General features: G+C 66.3%; 16 protein-coding genes and 1 tRNA gene. 14 read left to right on the plus strand and 3 right to left on the minus strand.

The genetic code is table 11. The features are described from left to right. Positions 1-29: 29 nt before the first annotated feature. From V4558_15795 to V4558_15810, 4 genes are read left to right on the plus strand one after another with little or no spacing between them, the layout of a single operon-like run. On the plus strand, positions 30-1,502 hold the full coding sequence (locus tag V4558_15795; GenBank protein ID MES2306965.1) for a peptidylprolyl isomerase: 1,473 nt from the start codon (positions 30-32) through the stop codon (positions 1,500-1,502). Continuing rightward, positions 1,499-2,830, plus strand: a complete 1,332-nt coding sequence (locus V4558_15800) for a peptidylprolyl isomerase (GenBank protein MES2306966.1) — start codon at positions 1,499-1,501, stop codon at positions 2,828-2,830. The genes V4558_15795 and V4558_15800 overlap by 4 nt, the downstream gene beginning before the upstream one ends. Continuing rightward, positions 2,827-3,741: a 4-hydroxythreonine-4-phosphate dehydrogenase PdxA gene (gene pdxA / locus V4558_15805; GenBank protein MES2306967.1), complete on the plus strand. Its 915-nt coding sequence runs from the start codon at positions 2,827-2,829 to the stop codon at positions 3,739-3,741. Before V4558_15800 ends, pdxA begins: the two co-directional genes overlap by 4 nt. Then, positions 3,738-4,502, plus strand: coding sequence for a glycosyltransferase family 2 protein (locus V4558_15810; GenBank protein ID MES2306968.1), 765 nt, complete (start codon positions 3,738-3,740; stop codon positions 4,500-4,502). Before pdxA ends, V4558_15810 begins: the two co-directional genes overlap by 4 nt. 117 nt (positions 4,503-4,619) lie before the next feature. Here the strand turns inward: V4558_15810 and hisG are convergent, their stop codons facing one another. From hisG to V4558_15825, 3 genes are read right to left on the minus strand one after another with little or no spacing between them, the layout of a single operon-like run. Continuing rightward, on the minus strand, positions 4,620-5,243 hold the full coding sequence (gene hisG, locus V4558_15815) for an ATP phosphoribosyltransferase (protein ID MES2306969.1): 624 nt from the start codon (positions 5,241-5,243) through the stop codon (positions 4,620-4,622). Continuing rightward, positions 5,240-6,199: an ATP phosphoribosyltransferase regulatory subunit gene (locus V4558_15820; GenBank protein ID MES2306970.1), complete on the minus strand. Its 960-nt coding sequence runs from the start codon at positions 6,197-6,199 to the stop codon at positions 5,240-5,242. The genes hisG and V4558_15820 overlap by 4 nt, the downstream gene beginning before the upstream one ends. Beyond that, a complete protein-coding gene (locus V4558_15825) occupies positions 6,196-7,515 on the minus strand; it encodes a hemolysin family protein (protein ID MES2306971.1) in 1,320 nt (439 codons plus the stop codon). Before V4558_15825 ends, V4558_15820 begins: the two co-directional genes overlap by 4 nt. Between V4558_15825 and hisD the strand changes: the two genes are divergently transcribed. The 10 genes from hisD to V4558_15875 all read left to right on the plus strand — a co-directional run bounded on the left by hisD (position 7,514) and on the right by V4558_15875 (position 19,750). Beyond that, the gene (hisD, locus tag V4558_15830; protein MES2306972.1) at positions 7,514-8,854 is read left to right on the plus strand and encodes a histidinol dehydrogenase; all 1,341 of its coding nucleotides are present in this window, start codon (positions 7,514-7,516) and stop codon (positions 8,852-8,854) included. The two genes, V4558_15825 and hisD, sit on opposite strands and share 2 nt — an antisense overlap. Continuing rightward, the gene (locus tag V4558_15835; GenBank protein ID MES2306973.1) at positions 8,851-9,774 is read left to right on the plus strand and encodes a cation diffusion facilitator family transporter; all 924 of its coding nucleotides are present in this window, start codon (positions 8,851-8,853) and stop codon (positions 9,772-9,774) included. Before hisD ends, V4558_15835 begins: the two co-directional genes overlap by 4 nt. 80 nt (positions 9,775-9,854) lie before the next feature. Further along, on the plus strand, positions 9,855-11,708 hold the full coding sequence (gene typA, locus V4558_15840; protein ID MES2306974.1) for a translational GTPase TypA: 1,854 nt from the start codon (positions 9,855-9,857) through the stop codon (positions 11,706-11,708). A gap of 8 nt (positions 11,709-11,716) precedes the next feature. Next, on the plus strand, positions 11,717-12,001 hold the full coding sequence (locus tag V4558_15845) for a hypothetical protein (protein MES2306975.1): 285 nt from the start codon (positions 11,717-11,719) through the stop codon (positions 11,999-12,001). An 82-nt stretch (positions 12,002-12,083) separates the two neighbouring features. Next, a complete protein-coding gene (locus V4558_15850) occupies positions 12,084-15,014 on the plus strand; it encodes an MASE1 domain-containing protein (protein ID MES2306976.1) in 2,931 nt (976 codons plus the stop codon). A gap of 170 nt (positions 15,015-15,184) precedes the next feature. After that, positions 15,185-15,688 (plus strand): DUF3299 domain-containing protein, encoded by a 504-nt coding sequence (locus V4558_15855; protein ID MES2306977.1) that lies wholly within the window; start codon positions 15,185-15,187, stop codon positions 15,686-15,688. Further along, on the plus strand, positions 15,685-16,380 hold the full coding sequence (locus V4558_15860) for an ATP-binding cassette domain-containing protein (protein MES2306978.1): 696 nt from the start codon (positions 15,685-15,687) through the stop codon (positions 16,378-16,380). Before V4558_15855 ends, V4558_15860 begins: the two co-directional genes overlap by 4 nt. Then, positions 16,381-17,703 (plus strand): ABC transporter permease, encoded by a 1,323-nt coding sequence (locus V4558_15865; protein MES2306979.1) that lies wholly within the window; start codon positions 16,381-16,383, stop codon positions 17,701-17,703. A gap of 36 nt (positions 17,704-17,739) precedes the next feature. Then, positions 17,740-19,629 carry a response regulator gene (locus V4558_15870; GenBank protein MES2306980.1) on the plus strand — a complete coding sequence of 630 codons (1,890 nt, stop codon included), beginning with the start codon at positions 17,740-17,742 and terminating at the stop codon, positions 19,627-19,629. A 47-nt stretch (positions 19,630-19,676) separates the two neighbouring features. Then, positions 19,677-19,750: transfer RNA gene (locus V4558_15875), tRNA-Ile, on the plus strand. The last annotated feature ends 11 nt before the right edge of the window (positions 19,751-19,761 follow it).

Below are 19,761 nucleotides of genomic sequence, written 5' to 3' on the forward strand. Positions count from 1 at the left end.
CGGTGTTCTTTCATCGATTGAGGAGTCCGATGCTTCGCAAGACTGTGCTCGCCGCGTCCCTGATGGTTGCCCTCAGTGCCTGCGGCGCGGGTGGGCTCGGTGCGGGTCCCGACGTTGCTGCCAAAGCCGCGGGACAGGAACTCCCCACGCAGCGCGTGGCCGACATTCTCGCGACCGCCAAGGGCGCGAAGCTGACCCCGGAGTCGGCGGAGTTCATCGCGAATCTCTGGATCGACTACACCCTCTTCGCACAGGGCGTCGCCAACGGCAACTTCACCGCCGACTCGGCGATGATCGTGAAGTCGACCTGGCCGGCGCTGGCTCAGATCCGGGCGGATCGCTGGCACGACACCCTCATCGCGCGGCGGGCGAAGGCCACCGATGCCCAGGTCGATTCCACGTATAACGCCGGTGCCGATCGTGCGATCCAGCACATCCTGATCGGGGTTCCCCCGACGGCGACCAAGGCAGAGCGCGCGGCCGCACAGAAGAAGATCAATGACATCGCCAGCCAGCTGAAGGGCGGCGCGAACTTCGGCGCCCTCGCGGTGAAGAACTCAATGGATGGCAGCGCGGGCGACAGCGGCTACATGCCGATCGGCCCCAAGGGTCGTTTCGTCCCCGCCTTCGATAGCGTGGCATACGGGCTTGCCGCCGGCGCAACCTCGCCGGTGGTGCCGACCCAGTTCGGCTTCCATATCATCCGTCGCGCGCCGCTCACCGAATCGCGGAAGCGCTACTCCGACTTCGTCAAGAACTCTCAGATCGCCTTCGTGGATTCGGCCTACTTCGCTGAACTCGACAAGGCCAACGACTTCAAGCTCGACCCGTCGGCCACGGCCAAGATCAAGGCCGCGCTCGCCGACATCGATGCCAAGCGCAACGACAAGACCACGCTGGTCTCGTACAAGGGCGGCGGCTTCACGGTGGCGGATCTGCTCAAGTGGGTCGGTGCCCTGACGGCCGATCCGGTCAAGGGACCGCAGACGCTGCAGCAGATCAAGGCGGCGCCTGATTCGCAGCTGACCGAGTTCGTGCGCCGGCTCGCGCAGAACGCGCTCGTGCTGCAGGATGCCGAGAAGAACGGAGTGCAGGTGCTGCCGGCCGAGTGGAAGACGATCAGCACCGACTTCGCCATGCAGATCGACACCATCAAGGCCTCGATGGGGCTGACGCCGGACGTGCTGGATCCGAAGGCGAGCGCCGCCGACCGCTCCAAGGCCGCCGCGCTGAAGGTGGACCAGTACTTCGACAAGCTCATCAAGGGTGAGACGAAGCTTCGCGTGTTGCCAGGCCTGCTTGCCTCGGCCCTGCGCGGCGAAGGCAAGTACAAGGTCAATGAACCCGGCATCAAGCGGGCGCTCGAGATTGCGGCGGCCAAGAAGGGCCCCGACAGCACGGCCGTGCCACCGGCGATGATCCAGCCGGCCCCGGCGGGCGCCCCGGTTCCGGGTGGTGATGCCCAGCCGGTCGCACCGGCTCCTGCCCCGAAGAAGCCGTGACCTTCCGACCCGGTCTCGCCGCGCTTGCCGTTCTCCTGATCGGGGGGGCGGCGCGACCGTTGTCGGCGCAGGATTCCACCGACGCGGTCGTCGATCGCGTCGTTGCGGTGGTGGGAGCGACACCGATTCTTCGCTCGCAACTCGACGAAGAACTCTTCTCCCGCTACCGTGCGCCCAATTCACCGCCCACCGATCCGGCGGCACTGCGCAGCGTCAAGCGGGCGCTGATCGACACACTGATCGGTTTCGAACTGATGTACCAGTCGGCGGTCAAGGACACCACGGTCAAGGTGACCGATCAGGAAGTCAATGACGCCGTGGACGCCACCGTGCGTGCCGCGCGCAAGCCGTACACCTCCGAAGTCGCCTTCACGAACGACCTCAAGGCGTCCGGCTTTGCGTCGCAGGACGAATACCGTCGCATGCTGGTCGATCAGCAGCGCAAGGCGCTGATCATCACCCGGTATCGCGAACACCTCAAGCAGGAAGACAAGCTCAAGTCGAAGGCGCCGACCGAGAAAGAGATGCGCGCCTTCTACGACGGACTCAAGCGCGAGGGCCGGCTGCCGCCGATGCCGGCAAGCATCACCATCCGGCAGATCGTCGTGGCACCCAAGCCCTCCGAGGCGGAGCGGGCGCGAAGCAAGGCGCAGGCAGACTCGATCGTCGTCGAACTGCGCAAAGGGGCCGATTTCGCGGCCGCGGCCAAGCGCTTCTCGATGGATGGTTCCCGCGACCAGGGCGGCGACCTCGGTTGGTTCCGTCGCGGCGCGATGGTGCGCGAATTCGATCAGGTCGTCTTTGCGCTCAAGCCGGGCGTGGTTTCTGACCCGGTGGAGTCACCGTTCGGCTGGCACATCATCCAGGTGCAGCGCGTCCAGCCGACGGAAGTGCAGGCGCGTCACATCCTGCTGATGCCACTGGTCGACTCGAGCAACAGCGCGGCAGCCCGCGCGCGCGCCGAGGCGATCGTCGCGGCCATTAACGCCGGGGCCTCGTTCGATTCGCTCCAGCGGGTCGCCCACGATCCCGGTGAAGAAAAGGAAATCGCGAACTATCCGGTCGACTCGCTCTTGCCGGCGTATGCCAAGGCGCTCACCGGCGTCGACACCGGCAAGGTGACAGCGGCGTTTCCGCTCGAAGTTGCCGGTCAGCCGTTGCGGACCAAGTGGGCCGTGGCTCGAGTGATGTCCCGCGCTCCCGCCGGCGACCTCAGCTATGAAGTCGCGCGTGAGCGGATTCGGCAGATCCTCGGCGCCCAGCTCGGTGAGCAGTCCTTCCTGGCGGAGTTGCGCGCCAAGACGTACGTGGACGTTCGCGACCCGTGAACCGACGCGTCCGCCTCGCCGTCACGCTCGGTGATCCCCGCGGGATCGGCCCAGAGATCGTGGCGGCGGCGCTGGCGGATGGTGTGGATGCCGATATCACCCTGATCGGCGCCAAGGAACAGATCGCCGGGATCCCGGCTTCCCACCACATTCCCACTGGACCCTGGCGCCCGCACGACGGTCCGGCGCGTGCTATGGCCGTCGAGGCCGGTCTGATCACCGGTCGCGCCGTGGAGCGCGCCGCGCGGCTCGCACTCGATCACGACGTCGATGCGATCGTCACGGCCCCGGCCGAAAAGCATGCGCTGCATCTCGCTGGTTTTCCATTTCCGGGGCATACCGAGTGGCTGGCCCATCTCGCCGGCAATGTTGATGTCGCGATGATGCTCGCGAGCGATCGCCTGCGAGTCGTGCTGGTCACCACGCATATCCCCTTTCGTGACGTGCCCCTGATGCTCACTGCCGACCGAATCGTTCGCGTGGGCGAGGTGACTCGCCGGGGATTGCAGCAGTGGTTCGGCATCGCCGAGCCGCGGATGGCACTCTGTGCGCTGAACCCGCATGCCGGCGAACAGGGTCTCTTCGGCGACGAGGAGGCGCGAGTGCTGGCCCCTGCAGCCCACCGTCTGGGCACCCCCGGGCCGATCCCGGCGGACACGGTGTTCGTCCGGGCACTTCGCGGCGAGTTCGATGTCGTGCTGGCGCCGTACCACGACGTCGGGATGACCGCCATCAAGGTGGCCTCGTTCGGCTCGGGCGTGAACATCACGCTGGGGCTGCCCTTCGTCCGGACCTCCCCGGACCACGGCACCGCCATCGACATTGCTGGCACTGGACGTGCAGATGCCAGCAGCATGCGCGCCTCGATCACCCTCGCCATCGATCTCGCCCGACGGAGTCATCCGGCATGAGCCTTCGCGTCTCGATCCTGATCCCGGTGTTCGACGAAGCGCCGACGCTCGAATCGCTGATCGAGCGGGTGCGCGCCGTGCCGATCGACAAGGAGATCGTCTGCGTCAACGATGCGTCGCGTGACGGCAGTGCGGCGATCCTGGATCGGTTGCTGGCCGAAGGGAGGGTCGATGTGGTGCGCCATCATCCGGTGAATCGCGGCAAGGGCGCCGCAATCCGGACTGCCATCGAAGCGGCCACTGGTGATGTGATCGTGGTGCAGGACGCCGACCTCGAGTACGACCCGGCGGAGATCCCGACGCTGCTCGGGCCGATCGAGGATCGCGGTGCCGACGCCGTCTTCGGCTCACGCTTTCTGAGCGGGCCGCACCGGGTGCTCTACTTCTGGCACTCGGTCGGCAACCGGATGCTCACGCTCATGTCGAACATGCTTACCGACCTGAACCTGACCGACATGGAAACCTGTTACAAGCTCGTGCGCGCGCCATTGATGAAGAAGCTGGTACTGACCTCCGACCGCTTCGGCTTCGAGCCCGAACTCACGGCTCGCCTCGCCCAGGCCCACGCGAACATCTGGGAGCTGCCGATCAGCTATTCCGGGCGGACGTACGAGGAAGGGAAGAAGATCGGCTGGCGTGACGGTGTCGCAGCGTTCTGGCACATCTTTCAGTACAACGTCTTTCCGCCGGCGAATGCCAACGTGCGGCGGAAGCATCGGAGCCCGCACGACAAGCACATCGCAGAGAGGAAAGCTCCGTAACGGATGACAGATGACAGATGACAGATGATGGATACGGAAAGGCCGGCACCTCGAGGGGATGTCGGCCTCCGCTGTTCATCTGTCATCTGTCAACTGTCATCTGTCATCTGTCATCCATCATCCCCTCAGTCTCGCCATCAATCCCAGGTGCGCCTCCAGCTTCAGCTTCTGACTCGCACGGTTCGCGACGAGGATGGCGCTGCTCTCGAGCATCGTGACGCGTTCGGTGAGTCCGTTGGCCCGCAGCGTCGCCCCCGTATCTACCAGGTCAACGATCCAGTCGGCGAGGCCGAGCAGCGGGGCCACTTCGACGCTGCCGCTGATCTCGATCACTTCCACGGCGCGCCCCATCGCGGCAAAATGGGCGCGAGCCAATCGCGGGTACTTGCTGGCGACGCGCGGCGTATTGCCGTGCGCGAGGTTGGGGTAGCTGGTTGACGTTGGTGCCGCGACGACCAGCCGGCAGGCCCCGAAGCCCAGATCGAGCGGTTCGAGCACGTCGGCGTCTGCCTCCCGCAACACATCACTGCCAGTCACGCCCAGATCGGCGGCACCCGACTCCACATACACCGGCACATCACCCGGCTTCACTACCAGGATCTCGAGGCCGGGCTCGCTGGTGCCGATCAGCAGCTTGCGACCGGCATCGCCATCGACCGTGATCCCGGCGGCGGCGAGTCGCGCGACGGCCCCATCGTAGAGTCGACCCTTGGCGAGCGCCATGCGAAGCGTGGTGCTCACGCGGTCACCTCGGCAAGGGCGTCGATATCGAATGCCACGCCAAGCGCAGGCATCGGCCGGCCGAAGCGACCCATCAGATCGTCATAGCGCCCGCCCGCGCCAGCTGCCCTGCCACACCCGGCGACGAAGATCTCGAAGTGCATGCCGGTGTAGTAGTCGAGGCCGCGCACTTCCCCGAGGTCATATACCACGTGCTGTCGCTCTGCCGGAGTCAGGGCGTCGTCGATCGCGAGCAGTTGGATGAGGGCCGGTTGCACACCTTCCGGTGCACTGACGCGCGCCGCTTCGAGGACGCCGCGGCGGCCGATCACGAACGGGAGCGAAGCCAGCTCCCGGGCCGGCGAGTCGAGTCCGGCGAGGTGCTGTTCGAGGGCCGCCCGGTCCTTCCGATCGATCCATTTCCGGACCTCGGCCCGGCGCTCGGGTGGCAGCGCCGCAAAGCCCGCAGCGAGCACACCAGCGTGTCCGAGGTTCAGCTGGTAGTCGGCAAGGCCGAGCGAGCCGAGCAGGGTCAGTGCGAGCCGCACGAGTTCCACATCGCTCGCGACGCCGCTCGCGCCCATCGTCTCGGCGCCCACCTGCAGGATCTCGCGGGGCCGCCCGGCACGGCCAGGTGCATGGCGATAGACCTTGCCGGAGTACGATATCCGGATCGGTGGTGCGACGTCCGCAAATGAAGTTGCCGCCACGCGGGCAATCGCGGCGGTGAAGTCGTAGCGCAGCGCGAGGATCCGGCCATCGACATCGGTGAACCGAATCAGCTTGTCGGCGATGTCCGCGCCGCCGGCCCGCAGAAAGATCTCGTCATATTCGAAGGTCGGCGGAATCGCCTCGGCGAAACCCGCGGCGTCGAACACGGCCATCGCAGCGCGCTGCAGTTCGCGTCGCTGGCGGACGGCCGGGCCGGTGAGATCGAGCGCCCCCGGTGGAATCGGGGCGATGGAAGAACGACTCACGACGGCAGCGTCACTTTCACGGTGTCGACACGACGCCCGGCCATCGTGACGATCTGGAATTCGAACGGCGCCACGCTCACGCGATCGCCCTCGCGCGGCAGGCGACCGAGCTGGCCGAAGAGGAAGCCGCCCACCGTGGTGTAGTCGGCATCATCGAGCTCGGCTTCGAAACGATTGTTGAAATCCGCGACCGTCATCGCGCCATCGAGCGTGAGTGAACCGTCGGTGGTCGTCGACTTGTGGACCTGTGCCACGGCGTCGTGCTCGTCGAAGATCTCGCCGACGATCTCTTCGAGCAGGTCTTCCATCGTCACCAGTCCGGCGGTGCCGCCATACTCGTCGAGGACGACAGCGAGATGGGTCTTGAGCCGCTTCATGTCGGTGAGCACATCCTCGACCTCGCGCGTTCCCGGCACGAAGAGCGGTTCGCGCACGATGCTCTTGACGGTGGCGCCGGGGCGCTGACGTACCGCGCGGAGAATGTCCTTGGCGAGGACCACGCCGGTGATCTCATCGAGCGATTCGCTGTAGACCGGGTAGCGCGACCGGCCGGCCTCGGCGACGGCATCGGCGGCGGCCTCGACGCTCAGGTCGGCTTCGAGCGCGATCATTTCGGTGCGCGGTGTCATCACTTCTTCGGCGGTCTTCTCGCTGAACTCGAAGACGCCCTCGAGCAGCCGCGCATCCTGAGCGCCGAGCGAGCCACCCTCTTCCGATTGCTCGACGAGGATGCGGATCTCCTCGGGTGAGTGGAGTCGGTCGTGGGTCTGGGAGGCCTTGATCCCCGAGATGCGCAGTAACGCGCGAGCAGTGTTGTGCAACAGCGCGATCGGGTAATGCATCACCCACGCGAAGCCGATCAGTGGAATCACCAGCCACCGGCTCACCGTCTCGGGGAAGAGCAACGCCACGGTCTTGGGGACCAGCTCACCGAGCACAATGTGCAGTGTCGTGATGATGGTGAACGCAATCGCCACGGCCACGCCATGCGTCGCAACTGCCGCAACGGTTGCCGGGAGTCCGCGGAAGAATCCCTCGAGCAGCCGGGCGAGCGCCGGTTCGCCGACCCAGCCCAACCCGAGGGATGCGAGCGTGATCCCCAGCTGGGTGGCCGAGATGTAGCGATTCAGGGATTGGATGACCCGGAGGGCCAGCGTAGCTTTGCCGTCGCCTTCGCGGGCGCTCTCTTCCAGGCGGGTCTTCCGGGCTGACACGAGGGCGAATTCGGCGGCGACGAAATAGGCATTTGTCAGCACCAGTGCCAGAACGGCAGCGATGCTCCACGAAATAGACGGCGGCGATGCGGTGGTCTCCATGACGGGGAAGGTAAGCGGCGGGGCGGAAGGCGGGCGAGAGCCGGTACTAATCCGGAGCTACGACCTCGCCCGGGAGCCCGGGGGCCTCGACGGGGTACGGGCCCTGCTGCCGCGCCCGGCCGAGAGCGACCTCGCGACCCGCGATGCCGTGGCCGCCATCGTGGCCGATGTCGCGCTGCGCGGCGACGCGGCGGTGGCGGAGTACGCGCGTCGCTTCGATGCGAGCGACCTCGCGCCGGCCGAGTGGGAGCTCTCGCCCGCGACCTGCGCTGCGGCCCTGGACCGGATCCCGCCGGCCTTGCGTGAAGCGCTCCATTTCGCGGCGGACCGGATCCGTCGCTACCACATCCAGCAGATCGACCACGGTTTCGAGCAGCGCGAATCCGACGGCACACTCCTCGGCATGCGGGTGACGCCGCTCGACGCCGTGGGTCTCTACGTGCCCGGCGGAAAGGCCGCCTATCCCAGCTCCGTGCTGATGAACGCGATCCCCGCTGTGGTCGCCGGGGTGCGCGAGATCATCGCCGTGACGCCGCCAGGGGGTGCCAATGACGCGGTGCTCGCGGCGCTTTCCCTGAGCGGGGTCACCCGGGTCTTCAGGGTGGGTGGCGCGCAGGCGGTTGCGGCGCTCGCATATGGCACGGCGACGATCCCCCGCGTCGACAAGATTGTCGGTCCAGGGAACCGCTGGGTGGCCGAAGCGAAGCGGCAACTCTTTGGGCAGGTCGGCATCGATATGATCGCCGGGCCGACCGAGGTGCTCATCCTCGCCGACGACAGCGCCGATGCCGACAATCTCGCCGCCGACCTCATCGCCCAGGCCGAGCACGACGAAGACGCCGGCGCCTGGCTGGCCACCACCTCGCGTGAACTTGCGCGGGCCATCCCGGCCGCACTGGAGCGCGCCCTGGCCCACGCACCCCGGGCCGCCATCGCGCGAGTGGCCCTGGCCCGGCAGGGGCTCATCATCATGGTCCCCGACCGGGCCCATCTCGTGGCTGTCGCAAACCTCCGGGCCAGCGAGCATCTCGAGATCGTGACCCGCGATGCCGAGGAACTCTCCCGATCGGTGCGTCACGCCGGCGCCATCTTCCTCGGGCACGATACCCCCGAGCCGGTGGGCGATTACGTCGCCGGCCCGAGCCACGTGCTGCCCACCGGGGGAACCGCGCGCTATGCCTCGCCGTTGGGCGTATATGATTTCGTCAAGCGGACCTCGGTCGTGCAATACTCGCGGGCTGCCCTCGATGCAGCTGCGCCGCACATCGTGGCGCTCGCTGAGGCCGAAGGGCTCTTCGGCCACGCGGCATCGGTCCAACGGAGAATGAGGACTCGGTGACACGCAAGCTCGCCATTGTACTTGGCCTTACCGCGCTCTTCACACTCGTGGAGATCGTGGGTGGCCTCGTCAGCAATTCGCTGACGCTGCTCGCCGATGCTGGCCATATGGGAACCGACGTCGCTGCGCTCGGGCTCGCGCTGTTCGGGGCAAAGATCGCCCAGCGGCGCAACGGCGCCGCCCAGCATTTCGGCAACCTGCGCTGGGAGGTGCTCGCCGCGCTGGTGAATGGCCTGGCGCTGTTCGTGATCGGTCTCGCGATCACCATAGAAGCAGTCGACCGACTCAAGCATCCGCGCCCGATCGATGCCACGCTCTTTGGTGTAGTCGCCAGCGTCGGGCTCGTCGTGAACGTTCTCTCATTGCGGGTGCTGCACGGACATCACCACCACGATATCAATGTCCGGGGCGCCTACCTCCATATCATGGGCGATATCCTCGGCTCCGTCGGCGCGATATCGGCCGCCGTGGTGATCCATTTCACCGGGTGGTTACCGGCCGACCCGCTGATCTCGGTGCTGGTTTCGGTGCTGATCCTCCGGAGCGCCTGGCGTCTGGTCAAGGAGAGCGCCACCATCCTGCTCGACCGCGTGCCGGGGCATGTGGCCCTTGCCGAAGTGGAAGCCCGGCTCCGCCAGCACACCGCGGTCGATGCGGTTCACGACGTTCACGTCTGGACCGTCGCCAATGGATTGGTGGCAATGAGTGCTCACGTGGTCGTCCCCGCCCTCGAAGAGCACCCCGAGGTCCTCCGGCAGCTCGAAGTCGAGATGGGAACGCTCGGCATCGGGCATGTCACGATCCAGCTTGAGACCGGTGGGGCGTGTGGGGGGGAGCTCTGTGGCGATGCCGAGGCCCCGTCGGGGCCGGCGTCGGTCGGCGGACATGGGGCGCATCACGGGCACAACCACGCCCATTGATCGGCTTGCGGTGCCCCGGTGCCCCGGGTATATATGCCGCCCTTGGGTACTTGGGATCTGTCACATAGGGGTCGTTTGCAGTGGAAATTCGCAACATCGCCATCATCGCACACGTCGACCATGGCAAGACAACGCTGGTCGATCAGATGCTCCGGCAGGCCGGCGCCTTCCGCGCCAATCAGCATGTCGAAGAGCGCGTGATGGACTCGAATCCGCTCGAAAAGGAGCGGGGCATCACGATTCTCGCCAAGAACACCGCCATCACCTGGCACGGTGTGAAGGTGAACATCGTCGATACCCCGGGCCACGCGGACTTCGGGGGTGAAGTCGAGCGAATCCTGCGGATGGTCGATGGCGTGCTCATTCTGGTCGACGCCGCCGAAGGCCCGATGCCGCAAACCCGCTTCGTGACCCGCAAGGCGCTGGCCCTCGGCCTGCAGCCGATCGTCGCCATCAACAAGATCGACCGTTCCGATGCCGAGCCGATGCGCGTGCACGATGAAGTGCTCTCGCTGTTCATGGACCTCGACGCGACCGAAGCGCAGCTCGATTGCCCGTTCCTCTACACCTCCAGCCGTGCCGGTACCGCCACGCACGAACTGGATGAGCCGGGGACCACGCTCGAGCCGCTGTTTGATACCATCGTGAAGACCGTCCCGGCGCCCACGGGCAACCCGGGCGAACCGTTCCAGATGCTGGTCTCGACCCTCGACTTCTCCTCGTTCCTGGGCCGGATCGCCATCGGCCGGATCGAGCACGGCACCATCAATGTCGGCGACCAGGTGGCCCTGTTGCCCCTCGGTGAGCCGGGCATGGTCGGTGACGAGCCGGGCATCGAGCGCAATCGCGTCACCAAGCTCTACACCTTCGACGGCCTCCATCGCATCGAGGTCCAGCACGCATCGGCTGGCGATATCATCGCCCTCGCCGGCTTCGAGACGCTCGATATCGGCAAGACGTTCACCTCGGTCGACAAGCTCGAGCGGCTCGAAGGGATCGCCGTCGAAGAGCCGACGATCTCGGTCGACTTCATTGTGAGCAACTCGCCGTTTGCCGGCCGCGAAGGGAAGTACGTCACCTCGCGCCAGCTGCGCGACCGGCTCTTCAAGGAACTCGAGCGCAACGTCGCCCTGCGAGTGGAGCCGACCGACTCGCCCGACACGCACTCCGTCTCTGGTCGTGGTGAGCTGCACCTCGGCATCCTGATGGAGACGATGCGCCGTGAGGGATACGAATTCCAGGTCTCTCGCCCGCGCGTGATCCTCAAGGAAGGCGAGAAGGGCGAACGGCTCGAGCCGTACGAGGAGCTGACCATCGATGTGCCCGAGGAGTACATGGGCGTCGTGATGGAGAAGCTCGGGCCGCGGCGGTCAGAAATGACCGAAATGCGAAACCCGGGACAGGGTCAGGTGCGTCTGACCTTCCGGATTCCGTCGCGCGGTCTCTTCGGCTATCGCTCGGAGTTCCTGACGGATACCCGCGGCACCGGCATGATGAATCACCGGTTCCTCGAGTACGGCCCGTGGGCGGGTCCGCTCAGCGGACGCAAGCGCGGTGTGCTGGTGGCCGATCGCGAGGCCAGTGTGGTCGCGTTCGCCCTGGGTAACCTGCAGGATCGCGCCCAGATGTTCGTGGCGCCGGGTGAGCAAGTCTACGAGGGGATGATCGTGGGCGAGAACTCGCGCCCGGCCGATATGGACGTGAACGTGGGCAAGGAAAAGAAGCTCACGAACATGCGCACGACGGCGACCGACGATAACGTCTCGCTCGAACCGCCTCGCCAGATTACTCTGGAGTACGCGCTCGAGTACATCGAGGAAGACGAGCTGATCGAAGTGACGCCGCAGAACATCCGGCTCCGCAAGCGGACACTGCAGGCGACCGAGCGCAAGAAGGTCCAGCGTGCGGCGAATCGGGTCGCCGACGCATCATGAGTGGTACGATGGCTGTGGCTGTTCACCCTGAGCTTGGAACCGTGGAGGCTACCATGTCGGCGTGGGAGGCGTCTCTCGAGGCGACGCTGGACGGAGGCACCGTTATGCGGCGCCCCTTCGATGAGGACGAAGAGGAAAACTTCGACACCGAGGGCTTCGGATTCGACGAGGACGAGGACGATCTCGACGATGACGAGGACGAGGACTTCGAAGACGACGAGGAGGACGCCGAGGACGAAGAGTTCGGCGGCGGCGACTTCGTGTTCGATGAGGACGGCAACGACGACGCCTGATCCTGCCCCACGCTCTGCTTCGACGCCCCGCCTTTCCGGCGGGGCGTCGCCTGTTTCAGCCGTTCCGGGCGTATCATAGAGCATGCTGTGGCCGCTTTCTCTCCCCATCAGCCCGCGCCGGGCCGCCTTTCTCTTCTGCGGCTACCTCCTGGCCATCTGGCTCGGCTACCGCTTCAATCTCATCTCCGCCACGATCTCGCCGGTTTGGCCCGCCACCGGCGTCGCGGTCGCCGGGCTGATGCTCTTCGGCCTCCGGTACTTCCCGGTGCTCGGCCTCGGCGCCTTCACGGTGGCCCTGATGATGGGGCACGGCCTCCCGGTCTCGCTGGCCTTCTTCAGTGCGCCCACGGTCGAAGCGCTGATCATCGTCGGCATCTACCGGCGTGCCTTCCCACGCTCCCGTCGACCGGAGTCGGTCGCGGCGATCGGCGTCTTCCTGCTGGGCGCGATCGTCGGACCGGCCATTGGAGCTCTGATCGGCGCCTGGCCGCTCGGGCGCGAGCTCCACATCCCGGCGCAGTTCCCCCGGCTCTGGCTCGTCTGGTTCAGCGCCGACGTCCTCGGCGCCATCGTGATCGGCACCTTCATCCTCACCTGGTGGCGGCGGCCGTTCCTGCCCCGGACAACGGCACGGCGGCTCGAGTTCGCCGGAATGGTCGTCGCGGTCGCCTTCGCCGGGTGGCTGATCTTCTTCCAGACCTCCCCGACCACGGCCGCCAACTTCCCGGTCACTTTCCTCGCCTTTCCTGCCGGCGCCTGGGCCACGATGCGGTTCGGGCAGCGCGGCGCAACGGCCGCATCCACGATCCTCTGGATCATGGCCGTGCGGGGTACGATGGCGGGGCAGGGTCCCTTCGGCCTTGCCCCCACCGACACGCAACTACTGCAATTGCAGGCCTTCATCGCGGTTCTCGCAATCACCGGCCTGCTGCTGGGTGGCGAGTTCGTTCGGCGCCGCCGGGCCGAGCGCACGCTGACGACCAGCGAAGCACGCTATCGCTCCCTGCTGGCGCAGGCGCCTGAGGCCATCACCGTGTCGGATATTCGGACCGGGCGATTCGTGGAAGTGAACGAAGCAGCGCAACGGCTCTTCGGAATGTCCCGTGACGAGCTGCTTCGTGTCGGCCCGGCCGATGTCAGTGCGGCCCTGCAGCCGGGAGGTACGCCGCTTGATGTCGCCTTTCGGGGTGTGGTCGAGGGAGCCGTCGCCGGGGAACAGCAGGAATTTGAATGGATCCATCTCCGCAGTGATGGGGCGCAGATCCCCTGCGATATCCGATTGATGCGGGTGCCCGGCCGCACGCCGCAGATTCGCGCCACCATCATCGATCGGACCGACCGGCCCACCTTCGCGCAGGTCACGGTGCTCGAATCGCTCGCCCGTGGTGCCACCCTCGAGACTGTGCTCGCGCGATTGCTGACCCTGCTCGAGAGCCAGTTGCGGGGCGGCTGCGGGGCCGTGTTTCGTTGGGACGAGAGTGCGCAGCGTTTCCTCGTACTGAGTGCGCCGAGCATGCCGCCGGATTTCGCCGAGCTGAATCGGAGCACGCCGTTCCATCCCGGGATGCCGTTCGTGTCGCGCACGCGCGCCGGCACGCCGCAGGCCACAGCCGATGTGTTCGAGGATCCCGACTGGGAGGGATTGCGTCCACAGGCCGCGCAGATCGGCTATCGCGCGGTATGGTCGTGGCCCTTCAACGACTCCAACGGTGACAAGCTCGGTGTGATGGTGATGCACTTCGCCAAGAGTCGTCTCCCCACACCGGCGCAGCGTGCGCTCGTCGGCGTGGCCGCATCGCTGGCAGCGCTCGCGATCCAGCGGGACGACAACGCCGCTTCGCTGCGGCAAGCCGAGGAGCAGCTCCGCGAGGCCCAGAAGATGGACGCCGTGGGGCGACTCGCCGGCGGTATCGCCCATGACTTCAACAACCTGCTCACGGTGATTGCGTCGGCATCGAGCCTGCTCGATGGTCGGCTGCCCGACGATCCCGAAGCGGTAGAAGAGCTGGAGATGATTCGCGGCGCCACCGATCAGGCGGCGGGGCTCACTCGCCAATTGCTCGCGTTCTCGCGCCGGCAACCGTGGCAGACGCGCGCCCTCGACCTGAACGATGCAATCGGTCGTCTCGATCCGATGCTCCAGCGCCTTGTGGGTGCGGCCAATCGCATCGAGCTGTCGCTCGACCCTGCGATCGGGCACGTGCGCGCCGACGAAATCCAGGTCCAGCAGGTCCTCATCAACCTGGTGGTGAATGCGCGCGATGCGATGGTGGGTGGCGGTACGATTCGCCTCACCACGCGAGCGCACGTCCCTGGTCGCACCGAGGTTGCGGGGAGCGGACTTCCGACCGACCGCGGTGAATGGGTCGTGCTCGACGTCGAAGACGAAGGCGCCGGATTTCAGGAAGGGATGGAAGACAAGATCTTCGAGCCGTTCTTCACGACCAAACCCGCGGGGCAGGGCACCGGACTCGGGCTTGCCACCGTGTATGGCATCGTCGGACAGGCAGGCGGCTCGATCCAGGCGAGCAATCGCAGCGGCGGTGGAGCCCGTCTTCGGGTGATCCTGCCGACTCTCGTCACCGACACCGCTGGCGGGCCCGGTGTCGTGAGCGTGGAAAGCGACGCGACCGACACTCCCGGGACGCATCTGCTTCTGGTCGAGGACGAAGCAACACTACGCCGCGTGGTCGCCCGGCTGCTGCGCAACTCGGGGTACGTGGTCGAGGAGGCGGAGAGTGTGGCACAAGCGCGTGAACTCCTGGCGAACTCGGAGACCTTCAAGCTGGTGATCACGGATGTCGTGATGCCGGGTGCCAGCGGTCGCGAACTGGGCGAGTACATCGCAGCCCAGGGCGGACCGCCGGTGCTCTATACCAGCGGCTACACCCAGGATACCGTCTTCCTCCAGCGGATCCGCGAGGAGGGGCTGCCGTTCCTCGCGAAGCCCTTCACCGTCGACGAACTGCTCGCGGCGGTGCGGCCGCTGGTCCCGTCTCCACAGAAGAGCTGAGGAAGGAGTTGTCGTCCTGAGCGAAGCGAGCCGAAGGCGAGCGTAGTCGAGGGAGCACCCTCTCGCCGTCGAGACCAGCCCCCTCGCTGCGCTCAGGGGGACAACCTCCCTGCTCCAACGTGCGAGCGCAAATCTACGTACTATTCCTGTTGTATTCCCCAGGAGCCCGAATGCGTACCCTCCGAGTCCTCACTGCTGCCGTAGCGCTCGTCGCCCTGCCCACCGTCCGGGCCGAGGCACGCGCCTTCTCGGTATCGCCCGAAGCGGCCTTTCGCGGGGCGTTCGGCGTCGCGGTCGATCCGCAGCTCATCGACTGGAAGATTCTCAATTCGCTCGACCTCGGCACGGGGAAGGCGCCGGCCACTCTCGCCGCGCTCGATGGCAAGCTGGTGAAGATCGCGGCGTTCATTGTCCCGCTCGAAGACAACATGCAGGAAGCCGACGAATTCCTGCTGGTGCCCTACTTCGGTGCCTGCGTTCACACGCCGCCGCCACCGCCGAATCAGATGGTGTACGTGAAGATGAAGGGGCAGAAGACCGTCAAGATCGGCTGGTGGGATCCGGTGATGTTCGAGGGGGTCATCCGCCTCAAGCAGACCGACTCGGCCTACGGCGCCTCCTACTACGAAATGGAAGGGATCTCGAGCACGCCGTACGCCCCACCGAAGAAGTGACCGCCGTCGCGCCAGCGATCAACTGCGTGGACCTCGGCTTTGCCTATCGGGCAGGGCGCGAGGTCCTTCGACTTGATCCCTTCGTGGTGGCTCGCGGCGAACGAATCTTTCTCCACGGCCCCAGTGGCAGTGGCAAGACGACACTTCTCGGCCTCCTTGCGGGTGTTCTCGCACCTTCGTCGGGGCGGGTCGAGATTCTCGGTCAGGATCTTGCCGCGTTGCCACCTTCGCAACGCGACGCCTTCCGCGGCGTCCATCTCGGCTACCTCTTCCAGCTCTTCAACCTGATTCCCTGGCTTACGGTGATGGAGAACATCACCCTGCCGTGCAAGCTGCACCCGGCGCGGCAGGCACGCCTCGCGGGCGACCGCCCAGAAACTGCGGCACTCCGGCTGGCCGAGCGGCTCGAAATTGCGCCGTTCCTGACGACGGCGGTGACCGAGCTGAGCGTGGGCCAACAGCAACGCGTCGCCGCCGCGCGTGCACTCATCGGCAGCCCCGAGCTGGTGATTGCCGACGAACCGACCTCCGCACTCGATACTGACCTGCGCGACCGCTTTCTCGAACTCCTCTTCGAGCAGGTGAATGAGGCCGGGGCAACGCTGCTCTTCGTGTCCCACGATCTTGCACTCGGGGCGCGCTTCGACCGCATCTGCTCGCTCCCGGCGATGAATCACGCGGTCGCGCGCTGAATGCTCACGCTTCGACTCGCGCTACTCTCGCTCCGCAATCGCCGGGTGACAACGGTGCTCACGATCGCGTCGATTGCACTCTCGGTGTCGTTGCTGGTGGGCGTCGAGACCGTGCGCCGCGGCATTCGCCAGAGTTTTGCCGGCACGATCCGCGGGACCGATCTGATTGTCGGTGCGCGTGGCGGGTCGCAGCAGTTGCTGCTCTCGTCGGTGTTCGGCCTCGGCGCGCCGGCCGGAAGTGTGCGGTGGGAGACCTATCAGCGCTGGGCGAATCATCCCGGAATCAAGTGGACGATTCCGATCTCGCTGGGCGATTCCTACTTCGGTTACCGCGTGGTCGGCACCACGGCCGCCTTCTTCGAGCACTACCACTATCGCAATGATGGCACGGTCTCGGCGGCGCAAGGAAGCACCGCGCTCAGCGACAGCAGTGTGGTGATCGGTGCGGAAGTGGCAAGCAAGCTGAAGCTCGAGATGGGCGCCAAAGTGGTGCTCACGCACGGGCTCCGCGGCACCGGCATCAGCGATCACGATGCGCACCCGTTCACGGTGGTGGGGATCCTCGCCCGCACCTCGACTCCGGTGGACCAATCACTCTTCATCTCGCTTGAAGGGATCGAGGCGATGCACGCCGGGATGCCGCCGGAGAATTCGACCGGCCAGGCGAAGTTCGCCCCGCTGGTGATGCCCGGCGCCACAGCTCCAGCCCCATCACCCGTCACCCATGACCCTTCTCCGTTCCCCCTTCCCCCTTCCCCCGACGCGTCTCACGCTTCGCTGACCGCCTTCCTCGTCGGCGCCAAGGCCCGCTCCGCCTCGCTGCTGCTGCAGCGGCAGATGAACACCGACGTGCGGGAGCCGCTGACGGCGATTCTCCCGGCGGTGGCCCTCACGGAACTCTGGCACACCATCGGCTACGCCGAGGATGGAGCGAGGATCATCACCTGGGCGGTGCTGGTGGTCGGTTTGCTCGGCATGCTGGTGGCGCTCTACAGCACCCTGGAGGAGCGGCGCCGCGAGATGGCGATCCTGAGGTCGCTCGGCGCCGGGCCCGGTCGGATCGCCGCGCTGATGGTACTGGAATCGGGCACCCTCTCGTTGCTGGGTGCCGGCGCTGGGCTGGGGCTCGTCTACCTCTTGCTGGTGCTGGGGCAGGGGGTGGCCGAATCACATTTTGGCCTGTACATACCGATAACCCCCCCGCAGAGACTGGAATGGCTCTACCTGGGTGGTGTCGTGGCAGCTGGCGTTCTGATCGGCCTGGTGCCGGCCTGGCGCGCCTATCGCAACACCTTGCAGGATGGTCTCACGATCCGGCTCTGATTGACCCGACGGTCCCCCTTTCCGACACGGGCACTGATGCAGCTGTCCTATTCGCTTCCTGGTTCGGCCGACATGCCTGCTGCCTCGCCCAACCACGGCTTCGCGCCGCTGGAAGTCGAGGGCATTCTCGCCCCGATCCACGCGCGCGGCGACCGGCTGATGTTGCGCTTCATTCTCGCGCACGTCGTCATCGCGGCGCTGCTCGCCCCGATCAACCACACCTGGGGCATCACGATTGTCTGGGCCGGCCTCTCGACGCTGGCCTTCGTCCTCTGCTTTTTCCTCGCGCCCGGCACCTTCCTCACTCGCGCCATGGCTGGCGTGGTCCTCGAATCGTTCTGCGCATTGCACATCTGGCAGATGTACGGCCAGCCGGAGCAGCATTTCTGGTTCTTCGTCGGCTTCACGATGATGATCGTCTACCAGGACTGGCTTTGTATGTGGCCGGGGGCGCTGCTGATCATCGGACAGCACACCCTTTTCGCCACCCTGCACAACATGGGGTTCGACCTCCACTTCTTTCCCGAGCACCACGTTACTCTGTGGAAGTTGTTCTTCCATTTCGGGATTGCCATCGTCCACGTGGCCGTGTGCGGCTACTGGGCCTGGCTGTTGCGGCATCAGACGCTGTACGAGGCACGCCAGCGGGTGGAGTTGCTCGCGGCGCAGAGCGCGATGGCCGGCGAGTTCCGCGAACGGCAGCGCGCCGAAGAGGAGCGTCGCCATCTCGAACTCAAGATGGCCGAAACGCAGAAGCTCGAGAGTCTTGGCGTGCTGGCCGGCGGCGTCGCGCACGACTTCAACAACATTCTGGTCGGGATTCTTGGCAACGCGTCGCTGGCACGGTCGTCGGTGCCCGACGGGAGTGTGCTCGCGCATACGCTCAGCGACATCGAGGTGTCGGCGCAGCGCGCGGCCGACCTTACCCGGCAGATGCTCGCGTATTCGGGGAAGGGACAATTCGTGATCCGGCCGGTGTCACTCTCGGCCGAGGTTGCGGCGCTCACCGCATTGCTGCCGGCGACGCTCGCGAAGACGACCGAGGTGCGCACCGAACTCGCCGAGCCTTCGCCGTGGATTGCCGGCGACAGCACGCAACTCGCCCAGTTGGTGATGAACCTCGCGGTGAACGGATCCGAAGCGCTCAAGGGACGGCCGGGGACAGTGACGATCCGGACCGGCGCTGTCTCGGTTGACGCCGCGTGGATTGCATCGGCCTCGTTTCCCGGCAGCGTCACACCGGGGACGTACGCCGCGGTCTCGGTCAGTGATACTGGCGAGGGGATGACGCGCGAGACGGTGGAGCGGGTTTTCGATCCTTTTTTCAGCACCAAGTTCGTCGGCCGTGGGCTCGGCCTCGCCGCCGTCCTGGGCATTGTTCGGGGCCATCGAGGGGCGCTCCGGATCGAGACCACCGTCGGCACGGGGACGGTGATTACCGCGATCTTCCCACTAGTGCCGGCGGCGCCGCGCCCGACGGAGGTGCCCCGGCCTGCTGCGGTGGTACCGCCGCGGTCAGCCCCGGCCGGGCAAGTCGCTGCCCTGGTGATCGACGATGAAGAGGTGGTGCGCGCCCTGGCCACCCGGATCCTCGAGCGGGCCGGGTACCGGGTGGTCCAGGCCAGTGGTGGGCTCGAGGGGCTGGCCAAGCTGGCGGCACATCGAGGCGAATTCGGGGTGGTGCTGCTGGATCTCTCGATGCCCGACCTGAGTGGCCGGGAGGTGCTCGCCCGGATGCGGCTCAGCGACCCCGACTTGCCGGTCGTACTGTCGAGTGGCCTCGATGCCGGCTCGGCCGCAGTGGAGGAGGTCGAGGGGCACCCGGTGCGCTTCCTCCAGAAGCCCTACCGGCTCAACGAGCTGCTCGAGGTGGTCGAGGCGGCAGTGGCCGGGGGCCGGGCCGCACCGGCCCCCAAGGGGCCCTGAACGGTTGACCCGAGGGCTCCAAATGCCTATTGTTGCGCCTCTTGCACGGGCCAGTAGCTCAGGTGGTTAGAGCGCACGCCTGATAAGCGTGAGGTCGGAGGTTCAACTCCTCCTTGGCCCATACGGTAACAG

Source organism: Gemmatimonadota bacterium, from assembly GCA_040388535.1.
GTDB lineage: Bacteria > Gemmatimonadota > Gemmatimonadetes > Gemmatimonadales > GWC2-71-9 > Palsa-1233.